The organism is Nocardia sp. NPDC058058, assembly GCF_042885355.1.
Classification (GTDB): Bacteria; Actinomycetota; Actinomycetes; order Mycobacteriales; family Mycobacteriaceae; genus Nocardia.
In genome coordinates this window covers 586,860-603,084 of the sequence record NZ_JBHVSA010000001.1, presented here as the reverse complement: position 1 = coordinate 603,084, position 16,225 = coordinate 586,860, and the positions used below count along the sequence as shown (strand labels likewise).

General features: G+C 66.2%; 20 protein-coding genes. 8 read left to right on the top strand and 12 right to left on the bottom strand.

Features of this window, described 5'->3' with window-relative positions:
• Positions 1-36: 36 nt before the first annotated feature.
• Both ureG and ACFVUS_RS02740 read right to left on the bottom strand, forming a co-directional pair.
• Positions 37-747, bottom strand: a complete 711-nt coding sequence (gene ureG, locus ACFVUS_RS02745; RefSeq protein WP_387761436.1) for an urease accessory protein UreG — start codon at positions 745-747, stop codon at positions 37-39.
• A 75-nt stretch (positions 748-822) separates the two neighbouring features.
• Entirely contained in the window at positions 823-1,455 is a 633-nt protein-coding gene (locus tag ACFVUS_RS02740; RefSeq protein ID WP_387761435.1) for an urease accessory protein UreF, read from the bottom strand.
• A 168-nt stretch (positions 1,456-1,623) separates the two neighbouring features.
• Between ACFVUS_RS02740 and ACFVUS_RS02735 the strand changes: the two genes are divergently transcribed.
• Entirely contained in the window at positions 1,624-2,601 is a 978-nt protein-coding gene (locus ACFVUS_RS02735; RefSeq protein WP_387761434.1) for a zinc-binding dehydrogenase, read from the top strand.
• Between the two features lie 8 nt (positions 2,602-2,609).
• Here ACFVUS_RS02735 and ACFVUS_RS02730 read toward each other — a convergent pair whose 3' ends face one another.
• On the bottom strand, positions 2,610-3,500 hold the full coding sequence (locus ACFVUS_RS02730) for an SDR family NAD(P)-dependent oxidoreductase (RefSeq protein ID WP_387761433.1): 891 nt from the start codon (positions 3,498-3,500) through the stop codon (positions 2,610-2,612).
• A gap of 114 nt (positions 3,501-3,614) precedes the next feature.
• Here ACFVUS_RS02730 and ACFVUS_RS02725 point away from each other — a divergent pair, with 114 nt between their 5' ends.
• Entirely contained in the window at positions 3,615-4,397 is a 783-nt protein-coding gene (locus ACFVUS_RS02725) for a hypothetical protein (RefSeq protein WP_387761432.1), read from the top strand.
• Here ACFVUS_RS02725 and ACFVUS_RS02720 read toward each other — a convergent pair.
• A complete protein-coding gene (locus tag ACFVUS_RS02720; protein ID WP_387761430.1) occupies positions 4,372-5,838 on the bottom strand; it encodes an MFS transporter in 1,467 nt (488 codons plus the stop codon). The genes ACFVUS_RS02725 and ACFVUS_RS02720 overlap by 26 nt on opposite strands.
• Positions 5,839-5,951: 113 nt before the next feature.
• On the opposite strand from ACFVUS_RS02720, the gene ACFVUS_RS02715 reads away from it, so the two are divergent.
• On the top strand, positions 5,952-6,620 hold the full coding sequence (locus tag ACFVUS_RS02715; RefSeq protein WP_387761429.1) for a TetR/AcrR family transcriptional regulator: 669 nt from the start codon (positions 5,952-5,954) through the stop codon (positions 6,618-6,620).
• A gap of 103 nt (positions 6,621-6,723) precedes the next feature.
• On the opposite strand, the gene ACFVUS_RS02710 is transcribed toward ACFVUS_RS02715, so the two are convergent.
• Positions 6,724-7,134 carry a YchJ family protein gene (locus ACFVUS_RS02710; RefSeq protein ID WP_387761428.1) on the bottom strand — a complete coding sequence of 137 codons (411 nt, stop codon included), beginning with the start codon at positions 7,132-7,134 and terminating at the stop codon, positions 6,724-6,726.
• Positions 7,135-7,146: 12 nt separating this feature from the next.
• Positions 7,147-7,548, bottom strand: a complete 402-nt coding sequence (locus ACFVUS_RS02705; protein ID WP_387761427.1) for a nuclear transport factor 2 family protein — start codon at positions 7,546-7,548, stop codon at positions 7,147-7,149.
• Between the two features lie 101 nt (positions 7,549-7,649).
• Here ACFVUS_RS02705 and ACFVUS_RS02700 point away from each other — a divergent pair, with 101 nt between their 5' ends.
• Positions 7,650-8,192: a PadR family transcriptional regulator gene (locus tag ACFVUS_RS02700; RefSeq protein WP_387761425.1), complete on the top strand. Its 543-nt coding sequence runs from the start codon at positions 7,650-7,652 to the stop codon at positions 8,190-8,192.
• On the opposite strand, the gene ACFVUS_RS02695 is transcribed toward ACFVUS_RS02700, so the two are convergent.
• The 6 genes from ACFVUS_RS02695 to ACFVUS_RS02670 all read right to left on the bottom strand — a co-directional run bounded on the left by ACFVUS_RS02695 (position 8,193) and on the right by ACFVUS_RS02670 (position 12,002).
• On the bottom strand, positions 8,193-8,324 hold the full coding sequence (locus ACFVUS_RS02695; RefSeq protein ID WP_387761424.1) for a hypothetical protein: 132 nt from the start codon (positions 8,322-8,324) through the stop codon (positions 8,193-8,195).
• Positions 8,325-8,444: 120 nt separating this feature from the next.
• A complete protein-coding gene (locus ACFVUS_RS02690) occupies positions 8,445-9,113 on the bottom strand; it encodes an O-methyltransferase (protein WP_387761423.1) in 669 nt (222 codons plus the stop codon).
• Between the two features lie 62 nt (positions 9,114-9,175).
• Positions 9,176-10,897, bottom strand: coding sequence for an urease subunit alpha (locus ACFVUS_RS02685; protein WP_387765373.1), 1,722 nt, complete (start codon positions 10,895-10,897; stop codon positions 9,176-9,178).
• Positions 10,894-11,205, bottom strand: a complete 312-nt coding sequence (locus ACFVUS_RS02680; RefSeq protein WP_387761422.1) for an urease subunit beta — start codon at positions 11,203-11,205, stop codon at positions 10,894-10,896. The genes ACFVUS_RS02685 and ACFVUS_RS02680 overlap by 4 nt, the downstream gene beginning before the upstream one ends.
• 5 nt (positions 11,206-11,210) lie before the next feature.
• Complete coding sequence (locus ACFVUS_RS02675; RefSeq protein WP_387761420.1) at positions 11,211-11,513, bottom strand: urease subunit gamma; 303 nt, start codon at positions 11,511-11,513, stop codon at positions 11,211-11,213.
• A 99-nt stretch (positions 11,514-11,612) separates the two neighbouring features.
• On the bottom strand, positions 11,613-12,002 hold the full coding sequence (locus tag ACFVUS_RS02670) for a PaaI family thioesterase (protein WP_387765372.1): 390 nt from the start codon (positions 12,000-12,002) through the stop codon (positions 11,613-11,615).
• Positions 12,003-12,441: 439 nt separating this feature from the next.
• Between ACFVUS_RS02670 and ACFVUS_RS02665 the strand changes: the two genes are divergently transcribed.
• From ACFVUS_RS02665 to ACFVUS_RS02650, 4 genes are all read left to right on the top strand, one after another.
• The gene (locus tag ACFVUS_RS02665; protein WP_387761418.1) at positions 12,442-12,972 is read left to right on the top strand and encodes a DUF6879 family protein; all 531 of its coding nucleotides are present in this window, start codon (positions 12,442-12,444) and stop codon (positions 12,970-12,972) included.
• A complete protein-coding gene (locus tag ACFVUS_RS02660; protein WP_387761417.1) occupies positions 12,969-13,802 on the top strand; it encodes a helix-turn-helix domain-containing protein in 834 nt (277 codons plus the stop codon). Before ACFVUS_RS02665 ends, ACFVUS_RS02660 begins: the two co-directional genes overlap by 4 nt.
• Before the next feature lie 241 nt (positions 13,803-14,043).
• Positions 14,044-14,463: a hypothetical protein gene (locus ACFVUS_RS02655; protein WP_387761416.1), complete on the top strand. Its 420-nt coding sequence runs from the start codon at positions 14,044-14,046 to the stop codon at positions 14,461-14,463.
• A gap of 37 nt (positions 14,464-14,500) precedes the next feature.
• On the top strand, positions 14,501-16,168 hold the full coding sequence (locus tag ACFVUS_RS02650; RefSeq protein WP_387761415.1) for a cation:proton antiporter: 1,668 nt from the start codon (positions 14,501-14,503) through the stop codon (positions 16,166-16,168).
• Positions 16,169-16,225: the final 57 nt, after the last annotated feature.

The window sequence follows — 16,225 nt, the reverse complement described above, 5'->3', positions numbered from 1 at the left end:
CACACCATCGGGCTCGATGTGCCGGTGGCCTGAATCTCAGTGCGTGTGCGCGGCACCGGACTTCGCATCCTGTTCCGCGGCCAGGGCCAGCTGTTCGCGCACCCAGGTCAGTACCGGGGTGGCGGCAGGATCCTCGGTGAGGGAGGTGAAGACGAAGGGGCGGCCTTCGCGCACCTTGGTCGAATCACGGTCCATCACAGCCAGATCCGCACCGACCATGGGGGCCAGGTCGGTCTTGTTGATCACGAGCAGGTCGGACCAGGTGACGCCCGGACCACCTTTGCGCGGCACCTTGTCGCCGCCCGCGACGTCGACCACGAAGATCTGCGCGTCGATCAGGCCGGAGGAGAAGGTGGCGGTGAGATTGTCGCCGCCGGATTCCACCAGGATCAGATCCAGCGGCGGGTTCGCCTCGATGAGATCGTCGATGGCGTCCAGGTTCGCGGTGATGTCATCGCGAATGGCGGTGTGCGGGCAGCCGCCGGTCTGCACCGCGGTGATGCGCTCATCCGGGAGCACCGCGTTGCGGCGCAGGAAGTCGGCATCCTCGGTGGTGTAGATGTCATTGGTCAGCACGGCCAGGGACAGCTCATCGCGCAGCTGGCGGCACAGCGCGGCCACCAGTGCCGTCTTACCCGAACCGACCGGTCCGCCGACGCCGATCCGCACCGGCTCCCCCGGCGTGCGCTCGCGCTTGGGCCGATCATGGTGCTCGTGCGGTTCCCCGTCGATGAAATGAGGTGGCATGTAGGTGTGCTCCTTTCCGAGGTTCATCCTGTCGGACGCACGTAAAGCGCTTGTTACCCGGGCTGATTGCGCAGGTCAGGAGGCGAACAATGGCATATCGCGGGCCAGATGCCGCTCGGCGAGCACATCCTGGAGCGGATCGGACAGCGCGACCAGACCCTTGATCGCGGCCCGCGCGGTGCGATCGCAGACCTCACCCAGCCTGATCGTGCAGGCCGCCACGGCCGCCGGATCCAGGGCCAGCAGGCGCTGCGCCGCCGTCGCCGCGCCGGTCATGGTGGTGTAGACCACCACCCCGGCGATCTCCTCCGGCGATGCCCCGCAGACCGTGCCGACCACGCCGAACACCGTGGACAGATGCGGGCGCGGACCGAGTCCGCTCCAATCCGCCTGCGGCCACACCTGTTTCGCCAGCCGCAGCAGTCCCCGCCCCTGCGCCCGCGACGCCGTGCGCGCGGATGGTGACGGGGTGCGGGCATCGGCCTCGAGCTCGGCCCGGGCCGGATCCAGCGCGCCCGCGCACACCGCGGCCGCCAAGGAGGCCGCCACCGCACCGGAGGTCCGGATCCGCCGCCGCAGATACAACTCCACCGAGGCCACATCGCGCAGCAACCCCGAGGACACCGCCTCCTCCACGCCACCGGAGTGCACATGCCCGCCGATGGGCAGCCGGGAGTCGGCCAGGGTCAATAACGTGGCCAGACTCAACCCCACACCTCCGCAAACAGCACCGCCCGATCCTAAGCGCCCGCACACCGACCGAACCACAGCGGCTCGGGTCCGGGCAGCTCCGGGCGGATCGAAGGTCTTGACCTGAACCGGGGTCGAGGTTGCAAGCTTGGGCGCGCGACCAGCTTTCGATCTCCAGGAGTTCTCATGCACGCCATTCGCCTGCACGCCTTCGGCCCCGCCGAGAATCTCGGATACGCCGAGGTGCCGAATCCCGAGCCTGGACCCGGGCAGGTGCGCATCGCGGTGGCCGCCGCGGGCGTGCATCTCATCGACACCACGATCCGCAAGGGTCTGGCGATGGGACCGATCCCGCTACCGGAGCTGCCCACCATTCCCGGCCGTGAGATCGCGGGCATCGTGGACGCCATCGGATCGGTGGCCGATGAAAGGTGGCTCGGGCGCGGGGTTGTCGCGCATATCGGCCAGGCACCCGGCGGCTACGCCGAATACGTGGTCACCGAAGTCGAACGGCTACAGGAGATTCCGGCCGAACTGGATCCGGCCACGGCCGTCGCCATGATCGGCACCGGCCGAACCACCATGGGCATACTGCAATTCGCCGATATCTCCCCCGATTCCGTCGCCGTCGTTTTGGCCGCAGCGGGCGGTATCGGCACACTGCTCGTGCAATACCTGAAGAACGCCGGGGCCACCGTGATCGGTCTGGCAGGCGGCCCGGAGAAGGTGGATCTGGTGTCCCGCAACGGTGCCGACCTAGCCGTCGACTATCTGCTCCCCGACTGGCCGGACCGCGTCCGGACCGAATACGGCGACCGCCCCGCCACCCTGCTGTTCGACGGTGTCGGCGGCGGCATCAGCCGCACCGCGATCACCCTGCTGGCCAAGGGCGGCCACTGGCTGACCTACGGTTTCGCCGCCGGACCGACCGGAATCACCGAGGCGGAACTCACCGACCTGGGCATCACCCCGGTCGCCACGCTCGGCCCGAAAATGTACGAACGAGCCGGTGGCCTACGAGCCCTCGAAGACCGCGCCCTCGCCGAAGCCGCCGCCGGACGCCTCGTCCCCGGCCTCCACCGCTTCCCTCTCGCGCAAGCCGCCGCAGCCCACCGCGCCCTCGAATCCCGCGCCACCACAGGCAAAGTCGTCCTCATCCCCTGACCATCGGATCAGTGGCGGAAGCTGCGTTCCATGAAGCGTTGGGCCGCACCGCGGCGGAGATCGGTCCATGCCTGGACGGGGCCGGTCCACCACGGGGAGATTTCGCGGGGGCGGGAGACCACCGCGTGGCAGATGAGGTTGGCCGCCTCATCCGCCGTCAGGCCGGGGACGCCGGTGAAGTCGGTGGGTGCGCTCATGCGGGTGTGCACCAGGGGCATGTAGATGGAGGTCGTGGTGATGTCGTCGGCGGCGATTTCGGTTGCGACGGTGCGCAACCAGACATCGAAGGCCGCCTTCGACGCACCGTAGGCCGCCCAGCGCGGGGCCGGGGGCATGCGCAGACCCCAGGTCGAGATATTGACGATGTGACCGTGGCGGCGCTCGCGCATGCTGGGCAGCAGCGCCAGCAGCAGCCGGACCGGGCCGAGGTAATTGATATCGATGGTGCGGGTGAAATCGTGGAAGCGGTCATAGGATTCGTCGACGGGACGGCGAATCGATTTACCCGCGTTATTGATTACGACATCCACGTGGCCGTGCGCGGCGAGCAGTGTCGCGCCGAGTTCGGCGGTGGCGTCCATTTCGGTAATATCGGCCTGGTACACGTGCGCGGTGCCGCCGTCCGCGCGGATTTCCGCCGCGACCTTTTCAAGATCGTCGAGCGTGCGCGCCACCAACAGCACCGTCGCGCCCGCGGCCGCGAGTTTGCGGGCGGCGGCCTTGCCGATACCGTGTGACGCGCCGGTGATCAGAATGACCTGACCGTCCACGGCCTCGCGCAGCGTTTTCTCGCGGGGCCGGGTGGTCGGATAGAACAGCCTGGTCGCGACGCGTTCCGCGAGGGGACGGCCGTTCGATTCGGGCAGCGGTTGGGGGTCCGAGGTCGAGTTCTCACCCACGCCTCGACTCTAACCGCCCGACCGGTCCGCGACCGGAGTTGAGTGGAAATACCCAGGGCGCGAGGCACTTTGCCGTACCAGGATGGAGGCGTGCACGGGGAGAGGACGGGGACGATGTCGGTACAGGAGCCGCGAACGCGGCCGCCGGAGCGTATTTCGATCGCGGGCTGGGTCGCCCGAATCATCGCGGTGGTGATATTCGTCCCTTTGCGATTGCTCTGGGAGGGCTGCAAATTCGTCGGTCGCGCGATCGTCGCGGCGGCGGAGTTCTGCGTCGACAGGCTGATCCAGCCGATCGCGAAACTCATCTGGTACTGGCTGATTCGCCCGGCCTGGGCTTTCTGTAAAGACTTCCTCTGGGGTCTGCTGATCCACCAGTTGCTGTGGGGCATGATCCTGACCCCGCTCGGCGCGCTGATTCTCGATTTCCTGCTGCGTCCGCTCAAACGCGCCGTGGAGGAATGGCTGTGGCGACGCGTTCTGAAACCCGGCCTGATCTGGCTGTGGGACAGCGTCATCGAACCGGTCGGCGACTGGATCGCCCGCTGGATTCTGGTGCCGATCGCCAAAGCCGTGTTGTGGCTGGGCTACACCATCACCAAATGGCTGATCGTCTGGCCGCTCCATCAGCTGTGGCGCTGGGTGCTGCGCCCGATCCTGCTGGCGCTCGCGGCGGTACTGCTCTTCGGCTGGCGGGTCGCCACCACCATTGTCCGAATTCTGGTGGTGACGCCCTGTCGCTGGCTGTACCGCACCGTGCTGCGACCGATTCTCGCGGTCTGCGGCGCGGTGTGGCGGGCCACGGTGGTCCGCCCGGTCCGCTTCCTCTACCTACGGGTGATCACGCCGATGAACAAGGCCGCGGCCGAGCTCATGACTTCACTTTTCGGCCACTGACCACGGCGATCACCGCCATGATCGCCAGCAGGATGGCACCCGCCGTGGTGGCGACGTGCATACCGTGCACGAAGGAATCGCGTGCCGAATCGATCAGCGCGGTATCGCCATTCGCATGGGTCAGGGTCTCCCCCAGCGTCGACCCGAAGTCACCGCCGGACCGGAAGACCAGCGCCGCAAGCGAACCCAGCAGCGCCAAGCCCAAACCATTGCCGAGTTCGAAACTGGTTTCGGAGATGCCGACCGCGGACCCCGCCCGCTCCGGCGGCACCGCGGCCACCGCGACCTCGGACACCAGCGTGAACGCCATGCCGAATCCCGCACCGGCGACCACGGTTCCGGCGATATACCAGCCGATACCCCCGTTGACGCCGATACCGAGCAACATAAGGTTGCCCGCCGCCGCCATGCTCAGCGCCAGCACGAACGCGGTCCGGGTGCCGAGCAGACGGCCGATGCGCGCACCGCTCACCGAGCAGACGAACACCACGACCGCCATCGGAATGCCGAGCAGCGCCGCGCCCAGGGCGTCGCGCCCGGTCACCGATTGCAGGTACACGCTGGTCAGATAGCTCATACCGGCCAGTGCCAACATGCCGACGGTGCTGGAACCGATTGCGACGGAGAACAAGCCATTGCGGAACAGGCTCAGATCCAGCAGTGGTTCGCTCAGGTGCCGCTGCCGTCGCACGAACGCGATGAGCAGCAGCACACCGATGACGCCGATCCCGATCACCGGCAGATCGAAGCCCTCGGCCGCGAAATGCTTGACCGCGTACACGATCGGCAGAATGCCGCCGATGGACAGCGCCACACTCGGCAGATCCAGCGGTCCGAGCGCGGACGACCGATGCTCGGGCAGCAGCAGCGGACCGAAGACCAGCAGCACCACCAGCACCGGGGTATTGATCAGGAAGACCGAGCCCCACCAGAAGTGGTGCAGCAGTACGCCGCCGATGATCGGCCCGACCGCGGAACCGCCCGCGAAGAACGCGGTCCAGATGCCGATGGCGGTGGCGCGCGCCCGCGCCTCGGGGAACATGGTGGAGATCAGCGCCAGGCTGGACGGCAGCAGCGTCGCGCCGCCCACACCCATGAGCGCCCGCGCCGCGATGAGCACTCCCGCGCTCGGTGCGAAAGCGGCCAGTACCGAAGCCAATCCGAAGACGGTCGCGCCGACGAGCAGAATATTGCGCCGCCCGATGCGATCACCGAGATTGCCCATGGTGATGAGCAGGCCCGCGATCATGAAGCCGTAGATATCCAGGATCCAGAGCTGCTGGGTGGCCGAGGGGTCCAGATGCTCGGTCAGGGTGGGCATGGCCAGGTACAGCACGGACATGTCCATCGACACCAGCAGTACCGGGAGCAGTAGTACCGCCAGTCCGGCCCACGCGCGGCGCGGCGTGCGCACGACGGGACGCGCGAGAATGCTGGTCATCACCTATCCTCCGAGCTGATCAAGGGGCTTTACGAGAAGAGCGCGCGTACGTCGTACGCGCGGCCGGAGTACAGTGTACGCAGATCCGCGGCGGGAAGGAAAGAATTCATCCGATGACCGAGGCCAAGCTCACCCGGGCGGCGATTGTCGATACCGCCATCACCCTGGCCGACGAGTCCGGAATCGACGCCCTCTCCATGCGCCGCATCGCCGAGCGCATGGGTGCGGGAGCCATGTCGCTGTACCGGCACATCCCGAACAAGGACACCCTGCTGGCCGCCATGACCGATGAGGTCGCGCGCCGCAATCCCTATCCGCCGCCCGGTCAGCAGGTCTGGACCTGGCGGGATCGGGTGCGCATCGCCGCCGAGGTGGATTGGCGGCTGTACCAGAAACATCCGTGGGTGCTGTTCACCTTCGCCGTGCCGCGCTACAACTTCGGCGAGCACAGCCTCGTCGTCCTGAACTGGATGGTGGAGGGGTTCGCCGAACTCGGCGTCAGCACCCGTGAGGCCACCCGCATGGCGCTGTCGGTGTGGAGCTATATCGCCGGGGTGGCACTGCAGCATGTCAGCGCCCGCATGCTCACCGATCGCGATGCCGACACCGAGGAGCGCTCCGGGCTCACCGCATTGCTCGAGGGCACGCCCCGCTGGCCGGCCCCGCCCGCCCTGGCCGACCTGGTCGGCTCCGGCGGTGCGGACCTGCTCGATCCGGAGTACCTGCTGGACACCGGATTACAGGCGCTGTGCGACGGCTTCGAGGCAAGCGCCCGGCGGTAGACCCCGCCTTGTTCGGCAACGCATGCGCGCTTGCACGGACTGCACATTCACAGCGCCCGCCGGTCCGCGTCGATCCCGCGTCACGTGCTGTCGCGGGATCGGATCAGCCATCGACGTCCCCGTCCAGATACACCCACGCCCCGGCATCGCGGCGAAAACGACTGTTCTCGTGCATATCCCCCGCCGCGCCACCCGATCGATAGTGCGCGCGGAATTCCACGGTGGCCTCGGAATGGAACGGCCCGCCACCGGTCGTGGCGAGAACTTCCAGGCGCTCCCAGCGCAGGCCGGGATCGAAATCGACATCGGCGGGCCGGGTTTCCGGAGCCCAGCTGCGCAGTAGATACGCCTCGTCCCGGACCGCGAAGGCGCTGAAGCGCGAGCGCATCAACTGTTCTGCGGTGGTCGCCGCCGCCTCGCCCCGATGCAGCCGCCCACAGCAGTCCGCATAGCTCGCGGGCAGCCCGCACGGACAGTCCGCGGGGACGGGACGGGGTTTTCCGCGCTTCGACATCCGAACATTCTGTCAGTAGAAGCTGCGGCCGCTCTGCCCGCCGGATACCGACCACACCTCGACGATCTGTCCGTTCTCGGTGCGCAGGATGTCATTGCCGCTGAGGGCGATCGACGTGCCGTCCGGCCGGGTGATGCGAGCGCCGTACGGGCGGGCGATCAATCCCGTTCGGGTGTCGTCCATCTCGACGACGGGCAGACCCTGCACCTCGAATTCCAGGCCCGGTCGCTCGGCCCGGAAGACCTCGATCTGCTTCGTGAAGGCCGCGGGGTCGTGGATGTCGTCGTATTCGACGGCCCCCGGCTGGGCATACCGCAGGGTGAATTCCGGGGCCATGATCTCCTCGGCCAGGGCCAGATCCCCGTTCCACATGGCGGTCCAGCGGTCGAACAGTTCGATGGCGAAGTCGCGCATGGTCAAGCTCCTCAATAGTATCGCTGATACGGTCTTGCTGGAATGAAACTATAGTCTCAGTGATACGGTGTCAACAGGGAGCGAAGGAAAGGGGCTGCACGATGGCCGAACTCGGCCAGCAGGACCACATAGTGCTGGGGCTGATCGCCAGACACGGGCCGCTCACGCCCTATGAACTCAAGGCCAAGGTCGAGGAGAGCATCGAATACTTCTGGCCGATCCCGCACGCGCAGCTCTATCGCATCCCGCCGCGACTGGCCGAGCAGGGGCTATTGCGCGAGGAGGCCGAGACCGAGGGCCGCCGCCGCCGCGTCTTCCACCTCACCGACGCGGGGCGCGCCGAACTATCGCGCTGGCTGGGCGATCCGGTGGCCCCGCCCCCGGAGACCCGCGATCCCGCGCAGGTGAAACTGTTCTTCGCCGATCTCGGACACTCGGAAGATGTTGTGGCGCTGGCACATCGGCAGGTCGCGGAACATCGCCGCTGGCTCGAGCTGTACCGGAAACTGCATGCCGAGATCGATCCGGGCGATAGCGAACGCGCGGTGTCGAGGGGACGCATTCTGCGACTCGGCATCAAACACGAGCAGGCGTACGTCGATTTCTGGGCGGAGTTGGCCGCGCATCCGGACGATACGAAATAGCTAGCTCGGATAGTCACCCTGGAGCATGATGGCCGCGAGCACGCCGACCGTGAGCGCCAGCAGGGCGATCGGGGCGATCAGCATCGCCAGGCCACGCAGGCGCTCTCGGGTGCGGCTCGGATGTTCACTCATGCCATCGAACGTATTGATTCAAAATTCGGACGACAACCGAGTATTGGCAAATTCCCGGCATATCGGGTGAATCCGGCAGGAAACCGCCAGGTCACCCGATAGCCGTGAGGTGAGACACGCTCAGTCCTGATCGACCACCAGGGCGTAGGCGAAACCGTCCCAGCCCTTACCGCCGACGGTCTGCACTACGGTGGCGTCCAATCGTGGTTCGGTGGCGAGCAATTCGATGACCTCGCGGCTGGCCCGCACCGCGGCATCGGACGAATCCGCGTGCGCGATACCGCCATTGCGCACCACATTGTCGACGATGACGACCGAGCCCGGCCGAGTCAGCTTCAATGCCCACTGCACGTAATTGGCGTTGTTCACCTTGTCGGCGTCGATGAAGACCAGATCGAAGGGTTCCGGGTTCTCCCCCGCCAGCACCGGCAGACTGTCCAGGGCCGCGCCGACCCGAATCTCCACGCGGTCACCGACTCCCGCGCGATCGAGGTTCGCGCGCGCCACCTCGGCGTGCTTGGGCTCGTATTCGAGGGTCAGCACCTGACCTTCCTTACCGACCGCGCGCGCCAGCCAGGTGGTGCTGTAGCCGCCGAGCGTGCCGATCTCGAGCACCCGGCGCGCCCGCGCGGATTTGGCGATGAGGTACAGGAATTTCCCCTGCGGCGGTGACACATCGATGGCGGGCAGCCCGGCGGCGGCATTCGCGCTCAAGGTCGCGGAATCCCCGTCTCCCACCAGGGTATCCACGAGATAGCGATCAACTTCGGCCCAGTCGGAAGTGGTCATATGGCCAGTCTGCCACGCGTTCCGACCGGGCAGCCGGGATTAATTCGGCCTGATCGCAGCACTCAGAACAGGAAATACCGCTGTGCCATCGGCAGTTCGGTGGCGGGTTCCTCGGCCCACACCTCACCGTCGATGCGCACGGTGAAGGTGTCCGGATCGACCTCGATGCGCGGCATGGCGTCATTGCGCGGCATATCGGCCTTACCGCGTTTGCGGACATTGGCCACCGGCACCAGTTTCCGATTCACCCGCAGGCGATCGGCGAGACCGTCCTCGATGGCCTGTTCGGACACGAAATGCAGCGAGGTGCCCGCCGCCACCGCCGGGGACGCGCCGAACATGGGGCGCGGCAGCACCGGCTGCGGGGTCGGAATGGAGGCATTGGCATCGCCCATGGCGGCCCAGGCGATGGTGCCGCCCTTGAGCACCGCGTGCGGGCGCACCCCGAAGAAGGCCGGTTCCCAGAGCACCAGATCGGCGAGCTTGCCGACCTCGACCGAGCCGATCTCACCGTCGAGGCCGTGCGCCACGGCCGGGCAGATCGTGTACTTGGCCACGTACCGCTGCACCCGATTGTTGTCCGCCGCACCGTCTCCCGGCAGTGCGCCGCGGCGCCGCTTCATCACGTGCGCGGTCTGCCAGGTGCGCATGACGACCTCACCGATGCGGCCCATGGCCTGGGCGTCACTGCCGATCATGGAGATCGCGCCCATATCGTGCAGCAGATCCTCCGCGGCGATGGTGGAGGGCCGAATCCGGCTCTCCGCGAAGGCCAGATCCTCCGGAATCGAGGGGCTCAGGTGATGGCACACCATGAGCATGTCGAGGTGCTCGTCGAGGGTGTTGACCGTATGCGGGCGCGTCGGATTGGTGGAGCTGGGCAGCACATTCGCGTACGCGGCGACGGTGATGATGTCGGGCGCGTGCCCGCCGCCCGCACCTTCGGTGTGATACGAGTGGATGGCCCGGCCGCGAATGGCGGCGAGGGTGTCCTCGACGAATCCGGCCTCGTTCAGGGTGTCCGAGTGCAGCGCGACCTGGACGCCCGAGGCATCGGCCACGGTGAGGCAGGCGTCGATGGCCGCCGGGGTGGTGCCCCAGTCCTCATGCAGTTTGAAACCCGCTGCGCCGCCGCGCAATTGCTCCCACATGGCTTCCTGGCGCACGGTGTTGCCCTTGCCGAGCAGCACGATGTTCACCGGCCAGCCGTCGGTGGCCTCGAGCATGCGGCCCAGATGCCACGCACCCGGGGTGACGGTGGTGGCCTTGGAGCCCTCGGCGGGTCCGGTGCCGCCGCCGACCAGGGTGGTGATGCCGCTGCCGATGGCCTCGTCCAGGATCTGCGGGCAGATGAAATGCACGTGGCAGTCGATGGCGCCGGCGGTGAGGATGCGGCCGTTGCCCGCGATGATCTCGGTGGAGGGGCCGACCACCAGATCCGGGTGCACGCCGGTCATGGTGTCCGGGTTTCCGGCCTTGCCGATGGCGCTGATGCGGCCGTCGCGAATACCGATGTCGGCCTTGATGATTCCCCAGTGGTCGATGATGACCACGCCGGTGATGACGGTATCGGGGGTGCCCTCGGCGCGGGTGGCGCGGGCCTGGCCCATGGATTCGCGCAGCACCTTGCCGCCGCCGAAGACGGCTTCGTCACCGGCGAGTCCCGGTCCGCCGCTGCGGTCTTCGGTGATCTCGATCAGTAGATCGGTGTCCGCCAACCGGATTCGGTCACCGGTGGTGGGGCCGAACAGCTGGGCGTAGCCGGCGCGGGAGAGTTCCATCAGGCGTCCAGCTTTCCGGGAGGGGTCAGGCTGATGCCGTGCACTTCGCGGGTGCCGCCCAGCGGTACGAGTGAAACACGCTGGCCCAGACCGGGTTCGAAGCGTACGGCGGTGCCTGCGGGGATATCGAGGCGGCGGCCGTGCGCGGCATCGCGATCGAAGTCCAGGGCGGCATTGGCCTGCGGGAAGTGCACGTGGCTGCCGACCTGCACGGGCCGGTCTCCGGTGTTCACCACATCGACCTCGATGCGGTCGGCTCCGGCATTGAGTTCGATAGTGCCTTCGGCACAAAGATATTCACCAGGAATCATGTGCGTCAGCCGATCGGGTGGTGGACGGTGACGAGCTTGGTGCCGTCCGGGAAAGTAGCCTCGACCTGCACGTCGTGAATCATCTCCGGCACCCCCTCCATGACGTCCTCGCGCGTGAGCACGGTCCGCCCCGAGGTCATCAATTCGGCGACGCTGCGCCCGTCCCGCGCCCCTTCGAGCACATGGTCGACGATGAGCGCCACCGACTCCGGATGGTTCAACTTCAAGCCGCGGGCCTGCCGCCGCCGGGCCAGCTCGGCCGCGTAACTCAGCAGCAGGCGTTCCTGCTCGTGCGGCGACAGTCGCATGGGGCTCCTCGGCGAACGGCGTGGCGGGTCGTCGGCCATTCTGACATGACCCGCGTTACCCGGATGTTTCGTCCGAGATCAGCCCTATCGCGCCGCGATTCACCCCTGCGCGGCAAGGTTCTGCAACCGCACCTGCCCCCGCGCCACCGTCCGCTCCTGCTCATCGGTAATCACCACAACCCACAACTGCTGCGACCGCCCCCGATGAATAGGCGTAGCCACCCCCCGCAACACGCCTTCCCGCACGGCCCGCAAGAAATCAGTGTTGTTGTTGACCCCAACCACGGTCCCGCGATCCCCGAACCACACACTCCCCGCCACACTGGCAAGAGTCTCGATAACGGTGCAGTACACCCCACCATTCACAATCCCCGCAGGCTGATGCTGACTCGGCGTCACAACCCATTCGGCGGCAACCCGATCCGGCCCCATCTCGGTCATCTTCAGCCCAAAGCTGTCCACAAACGTGCCGGCACTGAACTTATTCATCAGCTCAGGCGTCACATCAGCCATCGACTTGATCGAGGAGAAGTCATCCCCCGCCTTACCAGCCTGCTCATCAGAGGTCATCCCAGGAGCTTAACCAGCACACAATTCACAAATCGAACAGACCGGCGCAGATCAGTTTCCGCAGCTCAAAGCCCACGCCACAGTTGCAATGATCCTTCATAGTTGAGAAACCTCCGCTTCGGCGGTTGGCGCGTCCAGAAGCGGAGAGGACTTTCTACGGTGCTACTGCGACAGTCTGGCCAGTGGCGCGCACTGATCAGGCAGGCCAAGCAGGAGGCGTTCTATCTAGAGGTACGAGACCTACAACGTGCCTGCCGAGTCAGAGCCGTTGCGGCGCTGCAGGAATCCGCAGTGAGCTTCCGTGAATACGCCGACGAAGCGGTTGTAGAAGTTCCTGTGGGACAGGAGATTCGACCCGATGTTGTTGCATCGCGGTGAGGACGCGGACCGTCTGTTCCGTTTGGATTGGACGGTCGCGGTTCACCTCGAACTCCAAGACACCTACTCGACTCCCGCGGAAGATGAGCCGTTCCGCCGGTTCTTGGCCGGCGAAACGGACGACTACGCGTGGTTCGCAGGCTGGGGTGATGTTGTGCGAGCCGCTACGGCGCGGAACAAGTTGATCCGCCGTGTACGGGTGGTGTCGGAGCCGCATACGGACTACACGCGGTTCGCGCTGGCGATTGCTCCGCTGAATATTGCTGCCGGAGAGGACGTCCGGTACATCCCCCGCCACACGATTGATTCAGGATTGCTCACCGGTGACGACTGGTGGATTTTCGATGATGATCTGGTCGCTTTCAGCGTCTTCAGCCCCGACGGCGCAGGGCAGGGGTTGGCGACAACGACCGATCCTGTCATCACGGCTCACATCAGGCAGCTTCGAGACCGCGTATGGCAGCTGGCCACCCCGTTCGCCGATTACACCGGGGTATGCACGGATCGGTGACCGATACCTCGCAACAATCGAGACAAGCCCTCGGCGGTCAGTTACGGGACATCCGCAAGGATGCCGGACTGACCGCCAGGGCACTTTCGCATGCGCACGGCTGGCCACCGTCGAAAGTCTCAAAGCTGGAGCACGGCAACCAAACTCCCAGCGAGGCCGATATCCGTGCTTGGTGCACCTCGTGCGGCGCTGATGAGCAGGTACCGGACTTGGTCGCAGCGCTCCGCAACCTACAAGCCGCATACGTCGAAACCAGACGAATGCGATTGCCGCACCGGCAACGACAGTCGATCACGTGGGAGTCCGAAACCACCCTCATGCGGTGGTACGAACCGTTTTTGGTGCCCGGCCTTCTTCAGACACCCGCATATGCGGAGGCGGTTCTAGGCCGCGCCCTGGACTTCTTCCACAACTCCCGCAGGGACCTGGAGGCCGTGTTGGCCGCCCGTATGGAGCGGCAACAGGTCCTGTACCGGGGTGCTCACCGGTTCAATTTCGTTATCGCAGAGCAGGTTCTGCACACCACGGTAGGCAACGACGACATCATGATCGGACAACTGGACCGGCTTCTGATCGCGATGAGCCTGCCCCGTGTAGCCCTGGGCGTGATCCCATCCGAGGCAGAGTTCATAGTCCCCATCTCGAACTTTTGCATGTTCGACCGCACCCGGGTTCTCGTAGAAACGGTCAGTGCCGAGCTGACAATCACCCAGCCCCGCGAATTGGTCCTCTACGAGAAGAACTTCAAAGCCCTGGCCGAACAAGCGGTTCGAGGTGATGCGGCCCGTTGTTTGATACGGACCGCACTCGATTCGCGGAGCGCGACATAGCCGATCGGGGATTGGTCGCGTGTCTGCTGGAAATACGAAGCGGCGGGCTCCCCTTGGGTAGGGGAACCCGCCGCGGCAATGGACCGGGGGTCTCGGCAGCCCTCCGGACACTCGCTCGGTCCTAACGCCGGTTCCTAGTGTAGGTCAGGCTTACCTAACAAAGCAAGTCCTTCGGGGGGTTTCGCAGCGCTCGCCAATCTTGTCATTGACAACTTAACCTCCATAGTGGAATGTTGGTGGTATGCCAAAGATTCCGTGGATCGCCGTTGAGACACCCACCACCCCCGAGGTGCAGTGCATGGCCTCACGACTGCAAGTGAAGTCGCTGCGCGATGTGCCCGGCTTCTTGATCGCCTCGATGGCGCTGTGGCGGCAGGCTCGGCGCTCGCCGGGGGCGGTCGGCGTGGCGCTGGACGCCGAACTGTTCAAGGGCACGTTCTGGACCTATTCGGCGTGGACCGATAAGGCCGCTATTTACGCCTATGCGGGTGCGGAGCCGCATAAGTCGACGATCGAGCGCAAGCGAAAGGTGATGAAGGAGGCCACTTTCACCTTCTTCAGTGCGCCGGCCGCCGAGCTGCCGATGAGCTGGGATGAGGTGCGCAGGCGGATCGCCGCGCAGAGCGAAGCCGACCGGTCGGCACACCGACCCCCGCAGTAACGCCGATTCGGCGCCCGGCACTGCCACTATTGGCCGGGTGACCGAACTGCTGATCGTGAGCATGACCGCGCTGCTGGTGATCGCCGCCTCGGCCGTCGTGGGTCCCCGGCTCGGGATCGCCTCCCCGCTGGTGCTGGTGGCGATCGGTGTCGTGGTGAGCTTCCTGCCGGTGTTCGCGGGCGCGCATATCGAACCCGAGTGGATTCTCGAGGGCGTGCTGCCGCCGCTGCTGTACTCCTCGGCGGTCTCCATGCCCGCGATGAACTTCCGGCGCGAATTCGGCGCCATCAGTGGACTTTCCGTGGTGCTGGTGGTGGGCACCGCGCTGGCGCTGGGCCTGTTCTTCATGATCGTCATCCCGGATGTGGGCTTCGCCTGGGGTGTGGCGCTGGGCGCGATCATCAGCCCGACCGATGCGGTGGCGACCTCCATCATCAAACAGACCTCGGTATCCAAGCGCGTGGTGGCGATGCTGGACGGGGAGAGCCTGCTCAATGACGCGACCGCCCTGGTGCTGCTGCGCACCGCGATCGTCGCCACCGCCGCGACCTTCTCGTTCTGGAGTTCGGTCGGCATGTTCGTGTACTCGGTGCTGGTGGCCGTGGCGATCGGCTGGTGCGTCGGGCGACTCAATCTGATGGTCCGCAAACAGGTCACCGATTCCACGGTCAATACCGTCATCTCGTTCACGGTCCCGTTCGTCGCCTCGGTGCCCGCCGAACTGGCGGGCGCGTCGGGTCTGGTGGCGGCGGTGGTGGCCGGTCTCATCACGGGAATCCGTGCGCCACGCGATCTTTCGCCGCGCAACCGGCTCTCGGATTCGCAGAATTGGCGGGCCATCGAACTCGTGCTCGAGGGTGCGGTATTCCTGACCATGGGCTTGCAGATCCGCGCGATCGTCACCAATGTGCAGCACGATCACGGCGGAGTCGGCACCGCCGTGCTGATCGCCGCGGGCGCGCTGGCACTGACGCTCGCGGTGCGCGCGGCCTTCGTCGCCCCGCTACTGCGCGTGCTGTCGGGCCGGGTCCGTCGCGGTGAGCAATTGCAGCCCCGGCTGGAAAGCATGCAGGAGAAGATGAGCACCGACGCGGGCAAGCAGGAAATGCTGTCCCGCGCGAGCAGCCGCCGCAAACTCTCCGAGCACGATATCGACCGCCTAGCGACCCGAGTCACCAAGGGACTGGCCAATATCGAGTACTTCCTGCGCGAACCCCTGGGCAAACGCGAGGGCGCGGCCGTGGTGTGGGCGGGCATGCGCGGCGCGGTCACCGTGGCCGCCGCGCAAACCCTGCCCGAGGACACCCCGCAGCGCTCGGTGCTGGTCCTGATCGCCTTCGCGGTGGCGGTGATGTCACTGGTCGTGCAGGGCGGCACCATCGGCCCACTGCTGCAGGCACTTCCCTCCGATACCGATCCGGAGGCGGCCGCGGAGCAGACCCACGCCGAACTCACCAAGGTGATGGAATTGCTCCGCGAGAGCGCGCTGACGGTGCCCGAGCCCCCGCATCCCGAGGGTGAGCCCACCGAGCAGAGCTTCACCGCCTCACGTGATCATCGTCTCGCCGTCATCGCCGCCCAGCGTTCGGCCCTGCTGGACGCCCGCGATAACGGCACCTTCGACGCCGATGTGCTTGCGAATGCGCTCGCCAACCTGGACGCCTCGCAAATCGCCATCGAATTGCGCGGCACGCTCAGTCCGTAAGGGGTGTCGGCTCGGACAATCGGGCTCCGCCGAGTTTGAACTGCCGGACAAGAACCG